The organism is Rhodococcus sp. NPDC055112 (genome assembly GCF_053607505.1).
Genome location: NZ_JBSGTR010000006.1, coordinates 14,630 through 32,810 on the forward strand (window position 1 = coordinate 14,630; position 18,181 = coordinate 32,810).

General features: G+C 71.2%; 19 protein-coding genes and 1 pseudogene. 11 read left to right on the forward strand and 9 right to left on the reverse strand.

Annotation, left to right across the window (positions count from 1 at the left end; all coding sequences use genetic code 11):
• Positions 1-17: 17 nt before the first annotated feature.
• From ACWFRB_RS04850 to ACWFRB_RS04875, 6 genes are all read left to right on the forward strand, one after another.
• The gene (locus tag ACWFRB_RS04850; protein WP_452639240.1) at positions 18-635 is read left to right on the forward strand and encodes a DUF6474 family protein; all 618 of its coding nucleotides are present in this window, start codon (positions 18-20) and stop codon (positions 633-635) included.
• A 24-nt stretch (positions 636-659) separates the two neighbouring features.
• Entirely contained in the window at positions 660-1,193 is a 534-nt protein-coding gene (locus ACWFRB_RS04855; RefSeq protein WP_452639241.1) for a hypothetical protein, read from the forward strand.
• A 49-nt stretch (positions 1,194-1,242) separates the two neighbouring features.
• Positions 1,243-1,905 carry a YcnI family copper-binding membrane protein gene (locus ACWFRB_RS04860; protein ID WP_452639242.1) on the forward strand — a complete coding sequence of 221 codons (663 nt, stop codon included), beginning with the start codon at positions 1,243-1,245 and terminating at the stop codon, positions 1,903-1,905.
• Entirely contained in the window at positions 1,902-2,432 is a 531-nt protein-coding gene (locus ACWFRB_RS04865) for a copper resistance CopC family protein (protein WP_452639244.1), read from the forward strand. Before ACWFRB_RS04860 ends, ACWFRB_RS04865 begins: the two co-directional genes overlap by 4 nt.
• 92 nt (positions 2,433-2,524) lie before the next feature.
• Complete coding sequence (locus ACWFRB_RS04870; protein ID WP_452639411.1) at positions 2,525-3,400, forward strand: CopD family protein; 876 nt, start codon at positions 2,525-2,527, stop codon at positions 3,398-3,400.
• 38 nt (positions 3,401-3,438) lie between these two features.
• Positions 3,439-3,795, forward strand: a complete 357-nt coding sequence (locus ACWFRB_RS04875) for an MmcQ/YjbR family DNA-binding protein (protein WP_452639246.1) — start codon at positions 3,439-3,441, stop codon at positions 3,793-3,795.
• Here the strand turns inward: ACWFRB_RS04875 and ACWFRB_RS04880 are convergent.
• From ACWFRB_RS04880 to ACWFRB_RS04895, 4 genes are all read right to left on the reverse strand, one after another.
• Entirely contained in the window at positions 3,792-5,429 is a 1,638-nt protein-coding gene (locus ACWFRB_RS04880; protein WP_452639247.1) for a DHA2 family efflux MFS transporter permease subunit, read from the reverse strand. The genes ACWFRB_RS04875 and ACWFRB_RS04880 overlap by 4 nt on opposite strands.
• 156 nt (positions 5,430-5,585) lie before the next feature.
• A complete protein-coding gene (locus ACWFRB_RS04885) occupies positions 5,586-6,029 on the reverse strand; it encodes an SRPBCC family protein (RefSeq protein ID WP_452639248.1) in 444 nt (147 codons plus the stop codon).
• A 4-nt stretch (positions 6,030-6,033) separates the two neighbouring features.
• A complete protein-coding gene (locus ACWFRB_RS04890) occupies positions 6,034-7,587 on the reverse strand; it encodes a succinic semialdehyde dehydrogenase (protein ID WP_452639249.1) in 1,554 nt (517 codons plus the stop codon).
• An 88-nt stretch (positions 7,588-7,675) separates the two neighbouring features.
• The gene (locus tag ACWFRB_RS04895; protein WP_452639251.1) at positions 7,676-8,530 is read right to left on the reverse strand and encodes a class I SAM-dependent methyltransferase; all 855 of its coding nucleotides are present in this window, start codon (positions 8,528-8,530) and stop codon (positions 7,676-7,678) included.
• Positions 8,531-8,577: 47 nt separating this feature from the next.
• On the opposite strand from ACWFRB_RS04895, the gene ACWFRB_RS04900 reads away from it, so the two are divergent.
• From ACWFRB_RS04900 to ACWFRB_RS04910, 3 genes are all read left to right on the forward strand, one after another.
• Positions 8,578-9,174 carry a helix-turn-helix domain-containing protein gene (locus ACWFRB_RS04900; protein WP_452639253.1) on the forward strand — a complete coding sequence of 199 codons (597 nt, stop codon included), beginning with the start codon at positions 8,578-8,580 and terminating at the stop codon, positions 9,172-9,174.
• A 69-nt stretch (positions 9,175-9,243) separates the two neighbouring features.
• Positions 9,244-10,752, forward strand: coding sequence for an adenylate/guanylate cyclase domain-containing protein (locus tag ACWFRB_RS04905; RefSeq protein ID WP_452639255.1), 1,509 nt, complete (start codon positions 9,244-9,246; stop codon positions 10,750-10,752).
• Positions 10,753-10,770: 18 nt separating this feature from the next.
• On the forward strand, positions 10,771-12,273 hold the full coding sequence (locus ACWFRB_RS04910) for an adenylate/guanylate cyclase domain-containing protein (RefSeq protein ID WP_452639256.1): 1,503 nt from the start codon (positions 10,771-10,773) through the stop codon (positions 12,271-12,273).
• Positions 12,274-12,284: 11 nt separating this feature from the next.
• Here the strand turns inward: ACWFRB_RS04910 and ACWFRB_RS04915 are convergent, their stop codons facing one another.
• From ACWFRB_RS04915 to ACWFRB_RS04925, 3 genes are read right to left on the reverse strand one after another with little or no spacing between them, the layout of a single operon-like run.
• Entirely contained in the window at positions 12,285-12,566 is a 282-nt protein-coding gene (locus ACWFRB_RS04915; RefSeq protein WP_452639258.1) for a transposase, read from the reverse strand.
• 6 nt (positions 12,567-12,572) lie between these two features.
• The gene (locus ACWFRB_RS04920) at positions 12,573-13,319 is read right to left on the reverse strand and encodes a hypothetical protein (protein WP_452639260.1); all 747 of its coding nucleotides are present in this window, start codon (positions 13,317-13,319) and stop codon (positions 12,573-12,575) included.
• Positions 13,320-13,355: 36 nt separating this feature from the next.
• Entirely contained in the window at positions 13,356-14,528 is a 1,173-nt protein-coding gene (locus ACWFRB_RS04925; RefSeq protein ID WP_452639261.1) for an insoluble domain protein, read from the reverse strand.
• Positions 14,529-15,038: 510 nt separating this feature from the next.
• Between ACWFRB_RS04925 and ACWFRB_RS04930 the strand changes: the two genes are divergently transcribed.
• Together ACWFRB_RS04930 and rraA are read left to right on the forward strand one after the other, a co-directional pair.
• Positions 15,039-15,437 carry a DUF5313 family protein gene (locus tag ACWFRB_RS04930; RefSeq protein ID WP_452639263.1) on the forward strand — a complete coding sequence of 133 codons (399 nt, stop codon included), beginning with the start codon at positions 15,039-15,041 and terminating at the stop codon, positions 15,435-15,437.
• 35 nt (positions 15,438-15,472) lie between these two features.
• Complete coding sequence (gene rraA, locus ACWFRB_RS04935; protein ID WP_452639264.1) at positions 15,473-15,952, forward strand: ribonuclease E activity regulator RraA; 480 nt, start codon at positions 15,473-15,475, stop codon at positions 15,950-15,952.
• Between the two features lie 63 nt (positions 15,953-16,015).
• Here rraA and ACWFRB_RS04940 read toward each other — a convergent pair.
• Positions 16,016-16,408 (reverse strand): annotated as a pseudogene (locus tag ACWFRB_RS04940) (L,D-transpeptidase); the annotation flags it as partial.
• A 290-nt stretch (positions 16,409-16,698) separates the two neighbouring features.
• Entirely contained in the window at positions 16,699-18,129 is a 1,431-nt protein-coding gene (locus tag ACWFRB_RS04945) for an alkaline phosphatase PhoX (protein WP_452639266.1), read from the reverse strand.
• Positions 18,130-18,181: the final 52 nt, after the last annotated feature.

An 18,181-nucleotide genomic window follows, 5' to 3' on the forward strand; every position in this document is an offset into this window, starting at 1 on the left:
AATGAGGGGCCTTACGCATGGGTTTGTTCAGGAAACGTAAGACACGCGCGACCCGGCGTGCCGAGGCGAAGGCCCTCAAGCACAAGGCGAAGGTCGAGGCGAAGCTCGGCGCCCGCAACGACCGCAAGAAGATGCGCACCGAGGCCAAGTCCGCGAAGAAGGTCGAGAAGGCTCAGCTCGCGACGCTGAAGGCGCAGGAGAAGGCCGCCACCCGCGGCAAGCTCAGCGTCGGCCAGATCCGTAAGTACCTCGGCATCGCCCGGCTGCTGACGCCGGTGCTCGCCCCCCTCGTCTACCGCGGCGCCACCATGCTGCGCGCACAGCTCGACCAGCAGCGCGCCAACAAGATGGGTATCGCCGCCGAGGAGCTGGGTACCTACACCGGCCACGGCGCTCACCTCAGCGCCCGGATCGCAGGCGCCGAGCGGTCCGCGAACGCCATCGCCGCCCAGTACCCCGACGTCGAGACCGCCCGGTTCACCGGCGCCGTTCTCGGTCGTCTGGCCGAGCTCAGCACGGCCGTCCGGGCCTCCGAGCAGATGCCGGCCGCGCGCCGCAAGGCCGCCCACCACGCGATCTCGGCCGAACTCGACGGCGTCGAGGCCGATCTGCTCGCCCGCCTCGGCGTTCGCTGACCCAGGCGCGACGCTCCGACGAAGATGCCGACCCCCCGCCCCGACCACACCGCCCGCATGCGCGGCGCGGCGGTCGGGGCGCTCACCGCGGCGCTCTCCGTGGCCGGCCACGGGGTCGCGGGCGGCGGCTACCCGGACTCCTCGGCCCTGACGCTGCTGGTGCTGTGCTGCGCCGCCGTCGGCGCGCTCGCCGGCGGCCTGCGCGGCGGCCGCGGCGCGCTGCTCGGGGCGCTGGCCGCCGGGCAGCTCGTCGGACACCTCGCGCTGTCGACCGCCCTCACCGCGCACCAGTTCCACGGCCCTGAGCTCTCCCCCCGCGGGCTGACGATGCTCGCCGCCCACGCCGTCGCGACGGCGCTGTGTGCCGCGCTGATCCTGGCCGCGGAGGCCGTGTACGGCCCGATCACCCGGGTGCTGAGGTCCGTCCTGCGTCGGTGGAATCCGCTGCCGCGCATGGACTTCTCGCTCCACACCGCGTCGACTGACGCGATCGCGAAGGTGACGCTGCTGCACTTCTGCATCTCGAGACGGGGACCGCCCGCGGCGGTGCCCGCATAGCGGACTCGGCGATCCGAGCCCGCCCTCCCCTCTCGAGAGAAAGAACCCCATGACCACCCTCCTTTCCCGCGCCCTCCTCACGGTCGGCGCCACCGGCGGCGTCCTGCTGCTCGGCACCGGCCTTGCCTCCGCTCACGTCTCGGTCAGCGCCCCCGGCGCCGAGCAGGGCGGCTACACCGTCCTGACCTTCAAGGTGCCCACCGAGTCGGAGACCGCGGGCACCACCAAGCTGACGGTGGCACTGCCCAACCTGGCGTCCGCGCGCACCGAGCCGATGCCGGGCTGGACGTCGCAGGTCACCAAGGACGCCGCGTCCGGCGAGGCGACCTCGGTCACCTGGACCGCCGATCCCGGCGTCAGCGTCGGACCCGGCCAGTTCCAGCAGTTCCTGCTGTCCACGGGGCCGCTGCCGGAGCAGGACGAGGTGTCCTTCGCCGCCACGCAGACCTACAGCGACGGCCAGGTCGTGAACTGGGATCAGCAGCCCGGCCCCGACGGCAGCGAGCCCGACAAGCCGGCGCCGGCCCTCTCGCTGGCCCCCGCCTCGGAGTCCGAGGACGGCCACCACGGCGCCTCGACCGCATCGTCCGCGACCACCGACGACGACGGCGTGGACACCACGGCCCGTTGGCTCGGCGGCATCGGCCTGGTGCTCGGCGCACTCGGCGCCGCGCTCGGCGTCGGCGCGACCGTCCGCGGACGGCGCTCATGAGCACCCGGGTCCGCGTCCTGGCCGTGACCATGTTCGCGGCGGTGGCCGCGATGCTCGGCGCGGGCGTCGCCGGGGCCCACGCGGTGGTGACCGCTTCCACCCCCGCCGACGGCTCGTCCGTCGCGGTGGGCCCGGAGCAGGCCGTCGTCACGTTCAACGAACCGATGCAGCCCAGCTTCGCCACCCTCACCGTGGTCGGCCCGGACGGCAACCTGTGGTCGAAGGGCGAGCCCACCGTGCAGGGACCCTCGGTCAGCGTGCCGGTCGGCGAGCTCGGGCCCACCGGGGACTACACGATCGCCTACCGGGTGACCTCCGCCGACGGCCACCCCGTCAGCGGGACCCGCACCTTCACCCTCACCGAGCAGGGCTCGGGCACACCCGGCCCGAAGCCGGGCGGCGACAAGGCCGGCGCCGAGGGCGGCGACTCGGACGGGCTGCCGATGTGGCCGTTCATCGTCGCGGGTGTCCTGGTGTTCGGCGGCGGCCTGGCGTTCGCCCTGCGCCGGCCCAGCGACAAGGGCTGACCTCGGTGGCCTCGGCGGGCGCGCGGCGGCAGTGGCACATCTCGCCACGATGGCTGCTGTTCGCCGCGCCCGCCGGCCTGGCCGGGGTCGGGATGGCCTGGCTGCTGGCCCACCCGGCAGGCCCCGACCCGTCGAGCCTGATCCGGGTGCTCGCCATCCTCCTGGGGTCGACGGTGCTCGGCCTGACGACGCTGGAGTGGCTGCAGCGGTCCGAGCCGCGGCCGGTGATCGCGCGCGGCGCGCTGTGGCGGCCGATCGCGGCGCTGGCCGGGGCCTGGACCCTGGCCGAGGTCGCCCTCGTGGTCGCCGCGGCGGCGGAGACGACCGAGACGGGGGCAGGCGCTCTCTCCTCCAGCACGTTCGGCCGGTTTCTCGGTGACGTCAACGCGGGCCAGATCGGCGGCGCCACCGTGGTCTGCACCGCCGCGATCGCGGTGATCGCGGCGCTGGCATTCCGGCGGGGCGCCGACTGGCCGATCACCTCCGTCGCGGTGCTCGCCGCGGTCGCGCTCACGGCCCGTCCCGTCACGGGGCACATGTCGGCGCAGACCCTCGGTTCGCTGCTGGGTGCCGCGCACGCGCTCGCCGCCGCGCTGTGGCTGGGACCGCTGGTCGCGATGGCGCTGCTGCTGCGGGCCAGGGGCGCGTGGGCCACCCTGCTGCCCAGGTACTCGGAGCTGGCCTGGCGGTGCGTCGCGGCGCTGACGGTGACCGGGTTGATCGACGCGGCGGTCAAGCTCGGCGGCGTCGGCGCGCTGGTCGACACCGGCTACGGGCGGATCGTGCTTGCCAAGTCCGCGGCGCTGCTCGCGCTCGGTGCGCTCGGCTGGTGGTGGCGCCGGACCTGGGTGCCTGCGGCTGGTGCGCACCGGATGCAGGCGGAGGACTCGCTGCGACGCGCGCTGCTGGAGGTGCTGACGATGGCCGTCGCCTTCGGCCTGGCCGCCGCGCTCGCCACCACCGCCTGAACTGTGCGGGTGTCGGCGGGCGAGGTTATAACTGCGTCATGCCCTCCGAGCAGGATGTACGCGCACTGATGCTGGCCCTCCCCGAGGCGGAGGAGATCGTGGTCGACAACTGGGGCAACCAGCCGACGTTCCGGGTGCGCAAGAAGATGTTCACAATGGTCGGATACGGCGCGCCGACCGCGTGCCTCAAGGCCACCCGCGACGATCAGGCCGCGCTGCTCGCGCAGGACCCCGAGACCTTCCTGGTAGCCCCGTTCTTCGGGCGCTGGGGCTGGATCGACGTCGTCCTCGACCGCGTCGATCCGCAGGAGCTGGCCGAGCTCGTCGAGGAGGCGTGGCGGCTGACCGCCCCGAAGCGGGTGGTCGCCGCCTTCGACCGCGACCGGGCGGACTAGGTCTCCTTGCGGGACCGCGCGTTCAGCGCGGTCGCGCTGACCAGGCCGAGCGCCAGGAACCCGGACGCCACGAACAGCGCGGTGCGGGTCGCGTCGCCGAAGCCCTCCGACAGCGCCGTGGTCACCTCGGGTCCGGACGGGCCGAGCTTGCCCTCCTCGCCCTGCTCGCGGATCCCGGAGATGGTGCCGCCCGCGGAGTCCCTGGTCGCGGTGACCAGCTGTTCCTGCACCGGCGGCGGCACCGCCGTGACCGGCTCGAGACTGTCGGAGAGGTTCTGCGCCAACGAGATCGAGAGCACCGCGCCAAGCACCGCGGAGCCGAGCGCGGCGCCGAGCTGGCGCACGGTGCTCTGCGTCGCCGAGCCCTGGCCCGACTTCTCCGCCGGGATGTCGGCGAGCACCGTCCCGGTCAGCTGCGCCGACGCGAGACCCAGGCCTGCGCCGTACACCGCCAGCAGCACGGCGAGCAGCCACGGGGACACCGTGGAGGACAGCGCGAAGGCCACCACCGCCACGCCGACGGCCTCGAGCGCCAGTCCCAGGATCACGGTCTTCGGCGCACCGAACCGGGCGGCGACGTGCCGGGCCGCGGCGCCGGAGGCGAAGGCGCCCAGCGCCATCGCGGCCAGCACCAGGCCCGCGCCCATCGTGGTCAGGCCGAGCGCGTTCACGAGGAACAGCGGCATCACCAGCAGCAGGCCGAACTCGCCGATCGCCACGGTCAGCGCGGTCAGGTTGCCCCAGCTGAACGTCGGGACCGAGAACAGGCTCAGATCGAGGATCGCGGAGCGGTGGCTGCCGCGGGCCCGGTGTCGCTCCCAGACCACGAACAGCACGAGGCTGGCCAGGCCGATCGCGCCGACGACCGGGACCACCGACACCGGCGCGTCCGCGGGCCATTCGAGGCCGAACACGCTGAACGGGGCGATCGGCTTCCACCAGCCGAGGCTCTGCCCCTCGATCAGGGCGAAGATGACGCCGCCGAAACCGATCGCGCTGAGCAGCAACCCGTCCACGTCGAGGCCGGGCTCGGTGATGGTGGCCTTGGTCTCCCGCACCGCGTACAGCGCGCCGATGATCACCGCGATGCCGATCGGGACGTTCACGATGAAGATCCACGGCCAGGTGAAGTAGGTGGTGAGCCAGCCGCCGAGCAGCGGGCCGACCGCCGCCATGCCCGAGATCACCGCTCCCCACACGGCGAACGCGACGATCCTGTCCTTGCCGCGGAAGGTCGCGTTCACGCTCGAGAGGGTCGTCGGGAGCACGAAGGCTCCACCGACGCCCTGGATGACGCGGGCGATGATGAGCGAGGTCGCGCTGGTGGCGAGCGCGGCGAACACGCTGCCCAACAGGAACACCAGCACGCCGAGGATGAACATGCGGCGGCGGCCGAGCCGGTCGCCGAGCCGCCCTGCGGTGAGCAGCAGCGCGGCGAACACCACCGAGTAGACGCTGTTGACCCACTGCGCGTCGGTCAGGTCGAGATCGAGGTCGGTGATGATCACCGGCAGCGCGACGCCGACGATGGTGCCGTCCACCACGATCATGGACAGTCCCGCGGCGAGCACCCCGAGCCCGATCCAGGCGCGCCGGTCGGCTCTCGGCTCCAAGTCGGTCGACTCGGTGGTCATGGGGGTGCCCCTTCCACGTGAAAAGCGGACACCGAACGGCGCCACCACGATTCCATCATCGTCGCCACCCCCCGTCGCCGCGAAATGCCGGGGGCGCGCCGAGTTTCATACTTTCGATGGATTCGCCGCGGCGCCGAGCGGGATCCGGGCACCGCCCTAGACCTCCAGGTGCGCCTTCATCCGCTCCAGCGTGGTCTGCATGCCTGCCCGCATCAACGTGTCCCGGTCCCGACCGAGCACCTTCGAGCGCTGCACGATCCGCACCCACAGCGCGGGCGTCCCGTAGATTTCCCTGGTCTCGGTGAGCCGGGTCCCCGCGCCGGACGGCTCGAGCAGGTAGCTCCAGCGCGCCTTCGGCTCGTCCGCCTCGAACGAGAACCGTTCGCCCGGAACCACATCGACCACCGTGCAGTGCGTGGTCCACCGCACCGGTCCGTGCCGGTTGCTGCCGGTGAAGGTCGCACCTGCGGTCCCCGGCTCGCCGCCGGTCCACCGCCCGCCGGTGTTCTCCGGGCTGAACCGACCCATGCCGGCGATGTCGGTGACCACATCCCACACCGCCGACGGCGCGGCCTCGATCAGGACGCTCGCGTGATCCATCCGGTCAGCGCCCGGGGACGTACTGCAGCATCTTGATGAACGGCGCCAGCACCTTTGCCCACACCTTCGGCGGAAGTCCGCGGGGCCCACCGAGATTCAGCACGCGCGTGGTCGCGATGGTCTGCGACTCGGTGTACTTGAGCAGACCCTCGGGACCGTGCCTGCGGCCGACGCCGGACACACCCATGCCGCCCATCGGAGCCGCGGTGCTGCCCCAGGCCGGTGCGTACCCCTCGTCGACGTTGACGGTGCCCGCACGCACCCGGGCCGCGATGGCCTCACCCTCGGCCTTGCTGCCCGCCCAGACGCTGGCGTTGAGGCCGTACTCGGTGTCATTGGCCAGCCGGACCGCCTCGTTCACGTCGGCGACCGGGTAGATCGACACCAGCGGGCCGAAGGTCTCGTTGCGGGCGCACTCCATCTCGTCGGTGACGCCGGTGAGCACCGTCGGCTCGTAGAACAGCGGGCCGAGGTCGGGGCGCGCCTTGCCGCCCGCGACCACGGTGGCGCCCTTGACCACGGCGTCGTCGACGTGCCCGGAGACGGTCTTGACCTGCGCCTCGGAGACGAGGCTGCCCATCTCGATGCCGAACTCGTAGCCGGGGGCCAGGGTCATGTTCCTGACCCTCTCACCGAAGAGCCTGGTGAACTCGTCGGCGACCGGCTGCTCGACGTAGATCCGCTCGATGGAGATGCACAGCTGACCGGAGTTCGAGTAGCAGGCGCGGACCGCCGCATCGGCGACCTCGCGCAGGTTGGCGCCCTTGGTGACGATCATCGGGTTCTTGCCGCCGAGCTCGGCGGAGAAGCCGATCAGCCGTCGGCCTGCCTGCTCGGCGAGCAGCTGGCCGGTGGCGGTGGAGCCCGTGAACATCAGGTACTCGGTGTTCTCGACGATCGCGGTGCCCACCACGGATCCGGGCCCGGGGACCACCGCGAACACCTCGCGCGGCAGTCCGGCCTGGTACATCAGGTCGACGCAGGCGAGCGCGCAGTACGGGGTCTGGCTGTCCGGCTTGATGACCACCGCGTTGCCCGCCATCAGGGCGGCGATGGCGTCGGACACCGCGAGGGTCATCGGGTAGTTCCACGGCGAGATGACGCCGACGACGCCCTTCGGGTGGTGGTGCACCACGGTCTTGGTGAGGCCCGGCAGCATGCCCTGGACCCGCTTCGGCTTGAGCGCCTTCGGCGCGAGCCGGGCGTAGTACCGGGCGGTCATGGCGATGTCGAGGACCTCTTCCAGGGCGGCGGCCCTGGACTTACCGGTCTCCGCCTGCGCCATGTCCATCAGCGCGTCGCGGTTCTCCAGCACCAGCTCGCGGTAGCGGTGGAAGACGCGGGCGCGGTCGGCGGCGGGACGCTTGGCCCACTCCCGCTGGGCCACCCGGGCGCGCTCGATCGCGGCGACCGCGTCCTCCGCGGTGCCGACCGGGACGGTCGTCAGTTCGCGGCCGGTGAAGGCCTCGACGACGGGGCGGGTCGGGCGGCTCGCCGCGTCCGGGATGGCGATGAGGTCGGCGAGCCGCGCGAAGGTCGCGGCGGACGGAGCAGGCATTTCATACCCCTACTGGTGAGTAGTTCTTGCGGTTACACACAACCTACCTGGTCCGTGGCCGGCGTCACAGAGGAGTGCGCCCCAGCCGTCAGGGGCGACGCGCCGCCCATCCGGTCCGGCTGCCCCGAAGCCTCAGGTCGCTGCGCCGCTGGAGCGAGCCGGGGTGGTCACCCGCCAGGAGCTGGTCCAGTGCGCCGAGGTCGTCGGCGGCCAGACTGTCGCCGAGGGAAGCTCGGACCCGAGTCAGGAACGTGTGCGCGTACCGCGCCATGCTCGCCTGCGCGGGACTGACGTCGAAGGCGAAGGTGCGCTGCTCGACGATGTCGAACCCGGCCGCCTCCAGGTGCGGCCGCCAGTCCGGGTGCGCATTCCAGTTCGCCCGGGCGATGGCCTCGTGGCATCGCGATTCCAGTCCGGGTCGGCCGAAACCCACGTCGTCGGGCAGGAAGCGCGGCAACGCGTCCATCTCGACGACCGCCAGCAGGCCGCCCGGGTTCAGTGCGTCGTGGATGTCGCGGAGCACCCGGTCCGGGTCGGCGACGTGATGCAGCGACAACGCGGCCCAGGCGACGTCGATTGTGCCGACAGCCGGCCACCCTGCGTCGAGATCGGCCTGCACGACACGTAGCCGGTCGACCAGACCGCCCTCGCGTGCCGACGCCAGGAGACGCTCGAGCATCACCTCCGACGCGTCGATCGCGATCACCTCGGCCCCGGGGAACCTGCGGGCGAGCGCCAGGGTGCCGGTGCCCGTCCCGGCACCGACGTCGGCCACCGCACGCGGGGCGTCTGGGGCGAGCCGCCCCACCCAGTCCGTCACCTCGTCCAGGCAAGCGCCGTGCACCTCCGCGTCCAAGTCCAGCATGTCCGCCAGGCCCTCCTCGTCGTGGTGTCCGTGGTGCTGGCCGTGCGCGTGTCCGTGCTGGTGGGAGTGCTGCGTCATGACTCCACCCTAGATGCGTCATGCTCGATAGGCATACCATCTTGCCTATGACGCAAGAAGTCACCATGGACGCCATGATCCGGCAGCGCATCCGCGGCCTCCGGCTGGCCAAGGGCTGGTCGCTGGACGCCCTCGCGGCGCGCTGCTTCCTCAGCCCCTCCACCCTGAGCCGCATCGAGACCGGGCACCGCAGGATCGCCCTCGATCAGCTGGTCCCCATCGCCCGGGCCCTCGGCACCACCCTCGACCAGCTGGTCGAATCGGCCGACGACGAGGACGTGGTGATCCGTCCGCAGCCCGAACACACGCCGGGGGTGACGACTTGGCTCCTCTCCCGCGACCGGGCCCTGCCGGGTGTGACGGTGGCGAAGATGCGCATCACCCCGGAACGCCCGACCACGACCGAGCAGCTGGGGGTGCACCCCGGACGCGACTGGTTCACCGTGCTGTCCGGCACCGCCCGACTACACCTGGGCGAACGGACACTGCTGGTCCAGGCCGGTGAGGCGGCCGAGTTCTCGACCATGGTCCCGCACGCCATCGGGGCACACGAGGGCCCCGTGGAGATCCTCACCATCTTCGACCGCGACGGGGAGCGGGCCCACCTGCACGGCCCGGACGGCGGTCCGCACCCGCACCCGTAACGGACCACACGCCCCGGAACCGTCACGCTGGCCTCCCGAAGGGGCCGGTCCGGCGACTAGCCTGGACTCATGGACCCGCCGGGTACCAGGTACGTCCAGCGTGACGGACACGCGCTGGCATACCAGGTCTTGGGCGACGGCGGCGTCGACGTGCTCCTGTTCCTCGAGATCAGCCTGCACCCCGATCTCATGTGGACCGATCCGCACATCCACTATGTCTTCGAGCGCGCCGCGACCTTCTGTCGGATGGCGTACTTCCAGCGCCGCGGCTTCGGACTGTCCGACCCCGTCGACCGGGTGCCCACCCTCGAACAGCAGGCCGACGACGTGCTCGCGGTGATGGACGAGGTCGGGATGCGCCGCGCCACCTTGGTCGGCAGCGCCAGCATCTGCGCCGCCCTCGCGCTGGTGGCCGCCCGCGCGCCCGAGCGGGTGACCGGCCTGGTGCTGCAACAACCGTTCATCGAGGGCGTGCTCCGCGACGGCCCGGATCTTCCCCACGGCTGGGACCGCTCGTCCCGAGATCGCTTCGTCGAGGGCTGGCGGGCCGTCTACGACAACTGGGGTTCCGGCCAGATCATGTCGATGTGGGACCCCACCGAGGACTCGCCCTTCAATCGCAGGCTGCTGGCACTGCTCGAGCGCTGCTCGGCCACCCCCACCACTGCCCGCGCGCACCTCGAGTGGCTGTTCCGGATCGACTGCACCGACGCGCTCCCGTCCATCCAGTGCGAGACGCGCGTACTCCACTCCGCGCGGAGCCCGGTCCCGTTGGCGGCCTCGCGGCACATCGCCGCGGCGATTCCGCACGGCACGCTGCACGTGCTGCCCCCACTTGCCCCCGGCACCTCGATGGGTGAGGCCTGGATACCGGTCCTCGATCACATCGAGGAGGTCGCGACCGGGCTCCATCGACCGGTCGACGCCGAGCGCTATCTCGCCTCGGTCCTGTTCACCGACATCGCCGGGTCCACCGAGACGCTGGCCCGGATCGGCGACGCCCCCTACCGCGACCTCCGCGCCACCCACGAACGGCAGGTCCGCAACGAGGTCGAAGTGGCGGGCGGCCGGCTGGTCAACGTCGCGGGCGACGGCACCCTCAGCGTGTTCGACGGCCCGGCCGCCGCGGTCCGATGTGCGCGAACCGTGTGCAGGCAGGCCACGGAGCTGGGAATCGGCGTCCGAGCCGGTGTGCACACCGGCGAGGTCGAGGGCATCGGGACCGAGCTGACCGGCATCACCGTGCACATCGGAGCCAGGATCGGAGCCGCGGCCGGGCCGGGCGAGGTGCTGGTCTCGCGTGCGGTGCGGGACCAGATGGTCGGCTCCGGTCTCACCTTCGTCGACCACGGAACACACGAACTCAAGGGCGTCCCCGGCCGATGGCGGCTGTACGCGCTCGCCGCCACCGACACCGCAGCCGAGAGCGACCCCTCGACCACGTCGCGAAAGGCCCTGAGTCTCACCATGCTCGATCGGGCGGTGCTCCGAATGGCCCGCCGCGCCCCGAAAGTCCTGCGGGCCGCGACCGGGATGGCCAACGCACGGCAGCGCCGACTCTCCCGTCGACCCGACTGACGCGACTACCCTGGATTCATGGACCCACCGGGTACCAGGTACGTCGAGCGCGACGGTCACGCGCTGGCCTATCAGGTCGTGGGTGAGCGCGGCGCCGACGTGGTCCTGTTCCTCGAGATCGGCCTGCACCCGGACCTGATGTGGACCGATCCGCACATCCACTACCTCTTCGAGCGGACCGCGACCTTCTCGCGCACCGTCTACTTCCAGCGCAACGGCCTCGGCCTGTCCGACCCGGTCGACCACGTCCCCGCCCTCGAACAGCAGGCCGACGACGTGCTCGCGGTGATGGACGCGGTCGGCATGGAACGCGCCACCATGGTCGGCATCGGCAGCACCTGCGGGCCCCTCGTACTGGTGGCCGCCCGCGCGCCGGAGCGGGTGACCGGCCTGGTGCTGCAGCAACCGTTCATCGAGGGCATGCTCCGCGACGGTCCTGACATCCCACACGGCTGGGACCCCGACACCCTGGCCCGCTACGTGGAGGGCTGGCGGGCCGTCTACGACGACTGGGGCTCCGGACGAATCATGTCGATGTGGGACCCCAGCCAGGACTCGCCGTTCAATCGCAGGCTGCTGGCGCTGCTCGAACGCTGCTCCGCGCCGCCCGCGACCGCCCGCGCGCACCTCGAGTGGCTGCTGCGGATCGACTGCTCCGACGCCCTCCCCTCTGTCCAGTGCACCACGCGGGTGCTCCATCCTGCTGCGAGTTCGATGCCCGAGGCGGTCTCCCGCTACGTCACCGACTCGATCCCCCACGCCACGCTGCACACACTGGCGGCCGCGGCACCCGGTTCGTCACTCGGCGAGGCCTGGATACCGATCATCGACCACATCGAGGAGGTCGCGACCGGGGTCCATCGGCCGGTCGACGCCGACCGCCACCTCGCCTCCGTCCTGTTCACGGACATCGCCGGGTCCACCGAGATGCTGGCCAGGATCGGCGACGGCCCCTACCGCGACCTGCGGGCCACCCACGAGCGGCAGATCCGCAACGAGGTGGAGCTGGCGGGCGGCCGGCTCGTGAACGTCGCGGGCGACGGCACCCTCAGCGTGTTCGACGGCCCGGCGGCGGCGGTCCGATGTGCGCGGATCGTGTGTCGCCAGGCCGAGGCGCTTGGGCTGGCGGTGCGCGCGGGCGTGCACACCGGAGAGGTGGAGGGGATCGGGGCGGAGGTGACCGGGATGACCGTGCACATCGGAGCCCGGATCGGGGCCGCCGCGGGGCCGGGCGAGGTGCTGGTCTCGCGGACCGTCCGGGACCTGGTGGTCGGGTCCGGGCTCTCGTTCGTGGACCGTGGCGAACAGGAGCTCAAGGGTGTCCCCGGCCGATGGCGGCTGTATGCGCTCTCCGCCCGGGACATCGCCACGGACGAAGAACCCTGCCCCGGCACGCGAAAACACCTGGACCTCAACATGATCGATCGAGCGGTGCTGCAGACTGCTCGCCGTGCCCCGCACGTCCTGCGCGCCGCGGTCGGCATGGCCAACGCGCGACAGCGGCGCCGCTCCCGGCAGTGAGCGGACGCGGATCAGATACCGAGCGAGATACGCTCGCTCAGTTCCCGATTCGCCTGCCTGAGCCTGCGGACCTCACTCTCGAGGTCCCGGACCCGCTGCGGGAGGTCCTCCTCCGACACGACCCGCGGGCGACCCAGCTCGTCGTTGACCCAGCGCACCACGGTGTTGGTGTGCGCGCCGACGTCCGCGGCGATGGCGGCGCAGCATTCCAACCGCGACCGGTACTGGTCGCGGGTCTGCTTGTAGGTGTGGATCGCCCAGGTGCGAGTCGAATCCGTGTAGCCGCGGCTCATGCCGGGTCACTTCCCCTCTCGAAGCGTGATGGAGGTGATGGCGACCCCGGTCGGCGACACCGGGTCCGTCGCGGTGGTGAAGGTGTGGCGGTAATGATTCGCGCTGTTGTCGGGACGCCGGTCGAACACGTCGACCGCGTACCGGCCCTCGCCGATCCGCTTCACGAGCAGGCAATGCGTTGTGCCGACAGGGATCTGGGATATTCCCTGCCCGATCTGCTCCGCGGAGGCGACGAGCGCGTTGGGTGCGACGTAGCTGCGGGCCCTGACCCCGTCGCGGGCCACGTAGTAGGCGTCCTCGAACCCGGCGATCGCCACGGCGCCGCGGTCCGACGAGTCGGGCGAGACCACTTCGCCGTCGGCGAATCCGGCACACCACGTCGCCACGTCGGGTTCGTCGGACTCGGCCGCGGCCGGAGAGGTGGCAGGCGAGACCGTGACGTCCGACGACCCCCGGTCGGCCAGCAGCAGTGCGGTCGCCGCACCGCCTGCGACGACCACCGCGACGGCGGCACCGAGCGCCACGTCGACCCGGTGCCGCCGCAGCCACCCCGGCGGGGACTGCGGCGGCACCCATCCGGTGTCGATGACCGGCGGCGCACCGTCCTGCGGTTTGTCGAACCAGGCACCGGGTGCGGCCGGCTCGGATGTGCCCGGGTTCGGGCCTGCAATCGGGACCCACGGGGGCGGGCGACGCTGATCTGACGACGATTCGCCGAATCTGCCGCCTGGCGGCGGTTGTCGTGTGCCCACGATGTCGGACCTCCTGTTGCCGGTGCGGTGGCGACCCTAGACGGCCAGGCCGTCCCGGCCCGCGGCCAACGCCTCGCCGACCATGCCCGCGACAGGACCGAACGCGTGATTCAGCTCCACCGCTGCGGCGTCGAGTCCGGCGATGACCTGCTCGCCACCCGGCTGGGCGAGGGTGGCCTCGCGGGCCGCGACCGCCTGGGCGGTGACCTGGTCCGCGAGCTGCGGGGCCGCAACGACCGCATCGACGACGGCGGTGGCCACGGCGGGCTGCTCCATGGCGAGCCGGGCGTACTCCTCGCCTGCCTGCAGCTTCAGCGCCGCGGCGTCGGGCTCTGTGACGTTCGGCAGGACGAACTCGGTGGGGGTGCCGAGGCTGTCGCCTGCGCCGAACGCAGCACCGGCGAGGCCACCGGCCACGCCACCGGCGACCGCACCCGCCGCTGCCGCGGGGATACCGACGACTGCTGCGCCGATTCCGGCTCCAGCGGCGGTGCCGACGATGCCCGTCGTCACGCCGATGGGGAGGGCGTAGGCCCAGGAGCCCGGAACCACGTTCGCACCGGCGATTCCGCCGATGGTGCCGCCGATCAGGCCGCCCGCGGTCGCCACCGGGACACCCGCGGCGAGGGCACCCGCGACCGCGCCGGAAGCGGCGCCACCGACGGTGGCCGCGGCGATCCGGTCACTGCGCTCGGCGTCCACACCGATCGACTTCCAGAAGGTGTTGACCTGGGCCTCGATCACCGCGGAGGTGTTGTTCGTCCGGTCCAGGTACTCGTCGGAGAGCCAGTTCGGCTGATCGGAGACGAAGTCACCGATCCGCAGTCGCTCCTTCGGCGCCTCGATGGGTGCCACCACCTCGACCGCGACGGGCAGGTGCAGTTCCTGGATCTGAACCGGTGCGACGGGCTCGGAGTACTCGGTGTAGTCGTAGGTGGGCACCGGCCGGGTCGGCACCTCGGCGTACTCGACCGGAGGGGCGATCCAGTAGGTCTTCGGCTCCGATGCGGCGGGTTCGACCTCGGGCGCCTGCGCGGGCTCGGGGGCGAATTCCGCCACCACGCCGGGCTGCTCGGCCTCCGGCACCATCACGCCGGGCTGGGCGAAAGCCGGTCCCGCACAGGTGATCGCGATCGCCAGCGGGATCACACCGACCACCGTCGCGCGCTCGGTGCGCGCGCGATGACGGGCGCCTCTGTGGTGGTTCATGGGTTCTCCTTCGATGTTTCGTGGTGGTGGCACCACCACGTGAGGTCGCGATGGTGCCGACGCGATCCGAGGCCGCCGTGGGCCGCGCGGCGCCGCTGATCGGCTGGGCCGCGGATGGATGACGTGGTTGCTGGGTCAGCGAAGTGGAGAAGAACCGTGTCCGCCGAGAGCACGACGGGTCCGCGCCGCACGGCGCGGGACGCGATGGATGACCTGGTCCGGCGCAAAGCGCGGGACGATTCCCCCGAAATACATATTCCCCCCGGAATACATTGCCTGCCCCGAGTCGGAGCCGGTCTCGCTGCGGTGTTGCCTCCGGGCCGCAACGACAAGGCACCGGAACTCCCGGACGGGAGCAAACCAGAAATTTAGGACACGTACCGGTCGGTCTGCAAATTGGGGTTTCCCGCGGCCTCGCCCCGGGCAGGAGGTTTCGGTGCGGGCGCCGCCGGTCGGTTCGCCACCCGTCGGGGGGTTCGGTCCCGGCCAGGGGTGCCCTACCCTATGACCATGCCCGACCAGCGCAAACCCTCCTTCACGCAGTACCTCGGCTACCTGTTCGGCCGCACCCTGCCCGACTCCATGCAGGAGTGGGTACGCAACGACCTGGTGGGCCCCGGCGCCTCGGTGCGCTATGTGCTGCGGTTCACACTGCCCCTGATCCCGCTGTTCCTGGCGTTCTACCTGCTCATCCCCGGCGAGCGGTGGATCCCGCTGGCGATGATGGCGCTGCTGCTGTTCCCGGTGCTGTACTTCGCGATCGCGCTGATGAACATCTACCGGAGGCATCGACTGCTCGCCCACGGCCTCGACCCGGAACTGCTCAACGAGAAGGCGCAGCGCCGGGCGGACAGCACCCGCGACGACTATGAGCAGCGCCACGGTCGCGGCGGGCCCGCGGCGAACTAGGGTGGATGCGTTCAACAGACGAAGGGAAGAAACAGATGACTGAGCAGGTAGCGACCGCAGATCTGGCCGACGAGATCGGCCCCGACATCCGCAGCTGTGACACTCAGTTCATCCAGTTCGGTAGCCGCGCAGTCTTTTCCGGCCGCATCACCACCATCAAGTGCTTCCAGGACAACCTGCTGGTGAAGCAGACCCTCGGCGAGCCGGGCAACGGTGGCGTGCTCGTCGTCGACGGGGACGCGAGCGTGCACACCGCGCTGGTCGGCGACATCATCGGCGGCAAGGGCGTCGCCAACGGCTGGGCGGGCGTGATCGTCAACGGCGCGGTCCGTGACTCGGCGATCCTGCGCACCCTCGAGATCGGCATCAAGGCCCTCGGCACCAACCCGCGCAAGAGCACCCAGACCGGCTCCGGCGAGAAGAACGTGCCGGTCACCTTCGGTGGCGTCACCTTCAACCCCGGCGAGATGGTCTACAGCGACGACGACGGCGTCGTCGTCCGCGCGGAGGACTGACCACCCCACAGACCCAGCATGTTCGGCCCTGGCGCGACGAAGGTCCGCCGGGGCCGTTCGCGTTCAGCCGACGATGACGACTGTGTCCCCGACCTGCACGTTCTCGTAGAACCACTGCGCGTTCTCGGGGCTGAGGTTGATGCAGCCGTGGCTGACGTTCTCGTAGCCCTGAGAATCGACCGACCAGGGCGCGGAATGCACGAAGATCCCGCCCCAGGTGAGCCGGACCGCGTACTCGGTGTCGATCCGGTATCCCTCCGGGGAATCGACAGGGACCCCGTACGTCGACGAGTCCATCACCAGGTACCGGTCCTTCTCGAGCACGTCGAAGGTGCCCAGCGGGGTCTCGTGCCCCGGCTTGCCCATCGACGCCGGCATCGTTCGCACCACCTGATCCCCGATGCTGACCGTGAACTGGTGGGTGGAGACGTTCGCGACCGCGGACACCGCGCCGCCCTGCGTCCGCACAATCTGGACGGCCGATGCGGTCACTCCGCCGAATCCCATGTGCAGCACCATCATCACGATCGCCGCGACGATGACCCCAACCGGGTATCGGGACCCTTTGCGCTGTGGTGTTGTCCTCATCGCCGCGCCGCCCTTCGAGAAGACGTGACCGACCCATCCAGTGTGGCACTGCGAGACGCCATAGAACAGTGCCCGGCAGCTGACGCCCTCACCGCAGCCGAGTGTGCACCTGACGACGCGACCACCCGCGATATCCGCCGACAGGTGCACACTCGCCGTTACGAGCCGAAGACCGAACCCCCCGCCGCGCGCCGCCACGGCCCGGTGATCGCAAGGACAAGTCCGGGTGTCTGAATGTTCGCGTACAGGGTCTTCCCGTCGGCGCTGAACGCCGGACCGCAGAACTCGCTGTCGTTCAGCTCGTTACGGGCGATCAGGAACGGCTGCCCCTCCTCCGTCACGCCGATCAGGTGACTGATGCCCTCGCCGTCCTCGGCGAGGATCATGCCGCCGTGCGGGGAAACGGTGATGTTGTCGGGTCCGTCGTAGTTGCCGGTGTCGGCGGACGGGTCCGGATTCACGCCGAAAAGGGTCTTGAGCTCGACCGTCTCGGTGGCGGGGTCGTAGAACCAGACCTGGCCATCGTGTTCGGCGACGCTGCCGTCGCTGGTGCGGGCGAAGCTGGCGACGAAGTAGACACCGCCGTCGCCCCACCACTGGCCCTCGAGCTTGCGACTGCGGGTGACCTGGTCGTTCGTGAACTGCTTGCGCACCGAGGTGGATTTCGCGTCCCGGTCGGGGACGTCGACCCACTGCACGCTGTAGCGGACGCCCGGCACGGTGGCCTGCGACAGGTCCGGCACGTGGGCGCCGCCGGACAGGCACTTCATCGCCTGCAGGCTGCCTGCGGTGTCCCCGCCGGGCGACTGGGCGAGGGCGTGGAGCGCTCCAGGGCCGCCGACGAAGCCCCGCGGCGGCGTCCACCGGTAGTACAGGCCGTTGGGGCTGGATGCGTCCTCGGTGAGGTAGATGGCACTCGTCGCCGGGTCGACGGCGACCGCCTCGTGCGCGTACCGGCCGAGGAACTTCAGCGGAATCGGGCTCTTGCCGACGTTCGCGGCCTGGCCGGCCGGGTCGACCTCGAAGACGTAGCCGTGGGCGAGGGTGAAGCCGTTCGATCCGGCGCGGGCCTCGGTTTCCTCGCAGGTGAGCCAGGTGCCCCACGGGGTGATGCCACCCGCACAGTTGTTCACGGTTCCCGCGACGCTGACGTACTGGCCCTGGCGCGCCCCGTTGGGGCCGACCGTGGCGGTGGTGGTGCCGCCGCGTGCACCAGGGTCGTAGGTGAGGCCGGCGACCACCGGGACACCGAAGGGCTCGTTGCTGCCGACCTCGTGATTGGTCACGATGGTGGCACCGTGACCGTTCGCGAACACGCCGTTCGCGTCGGGGTCGCTCGGGACCGGCGAACCGTCGTCGAGCAGGGTCTCACCCGAGCGCGAGACGACCGTGTAGGAGAAGCCCGCGGGCAGCGACAGGATCTTGGCCGGGTCGGGAACGAGCGGACCGTACCCGGGCACCTTCCCCGGCACCGCGGCCGCGACCTGGGGCCGGAACAGGGTGTCGACGCTTCCCGCGAGTGCGACTCCGAGCCCGGTGAGCGCGGTGCGTTCGAGGAACGCCCTGCGGTTGAGTGGTGAGGTGGTCACTTCCCATCCCTTCATCGATGAACAACGATGACCGGACGCTATTCAGCGCACT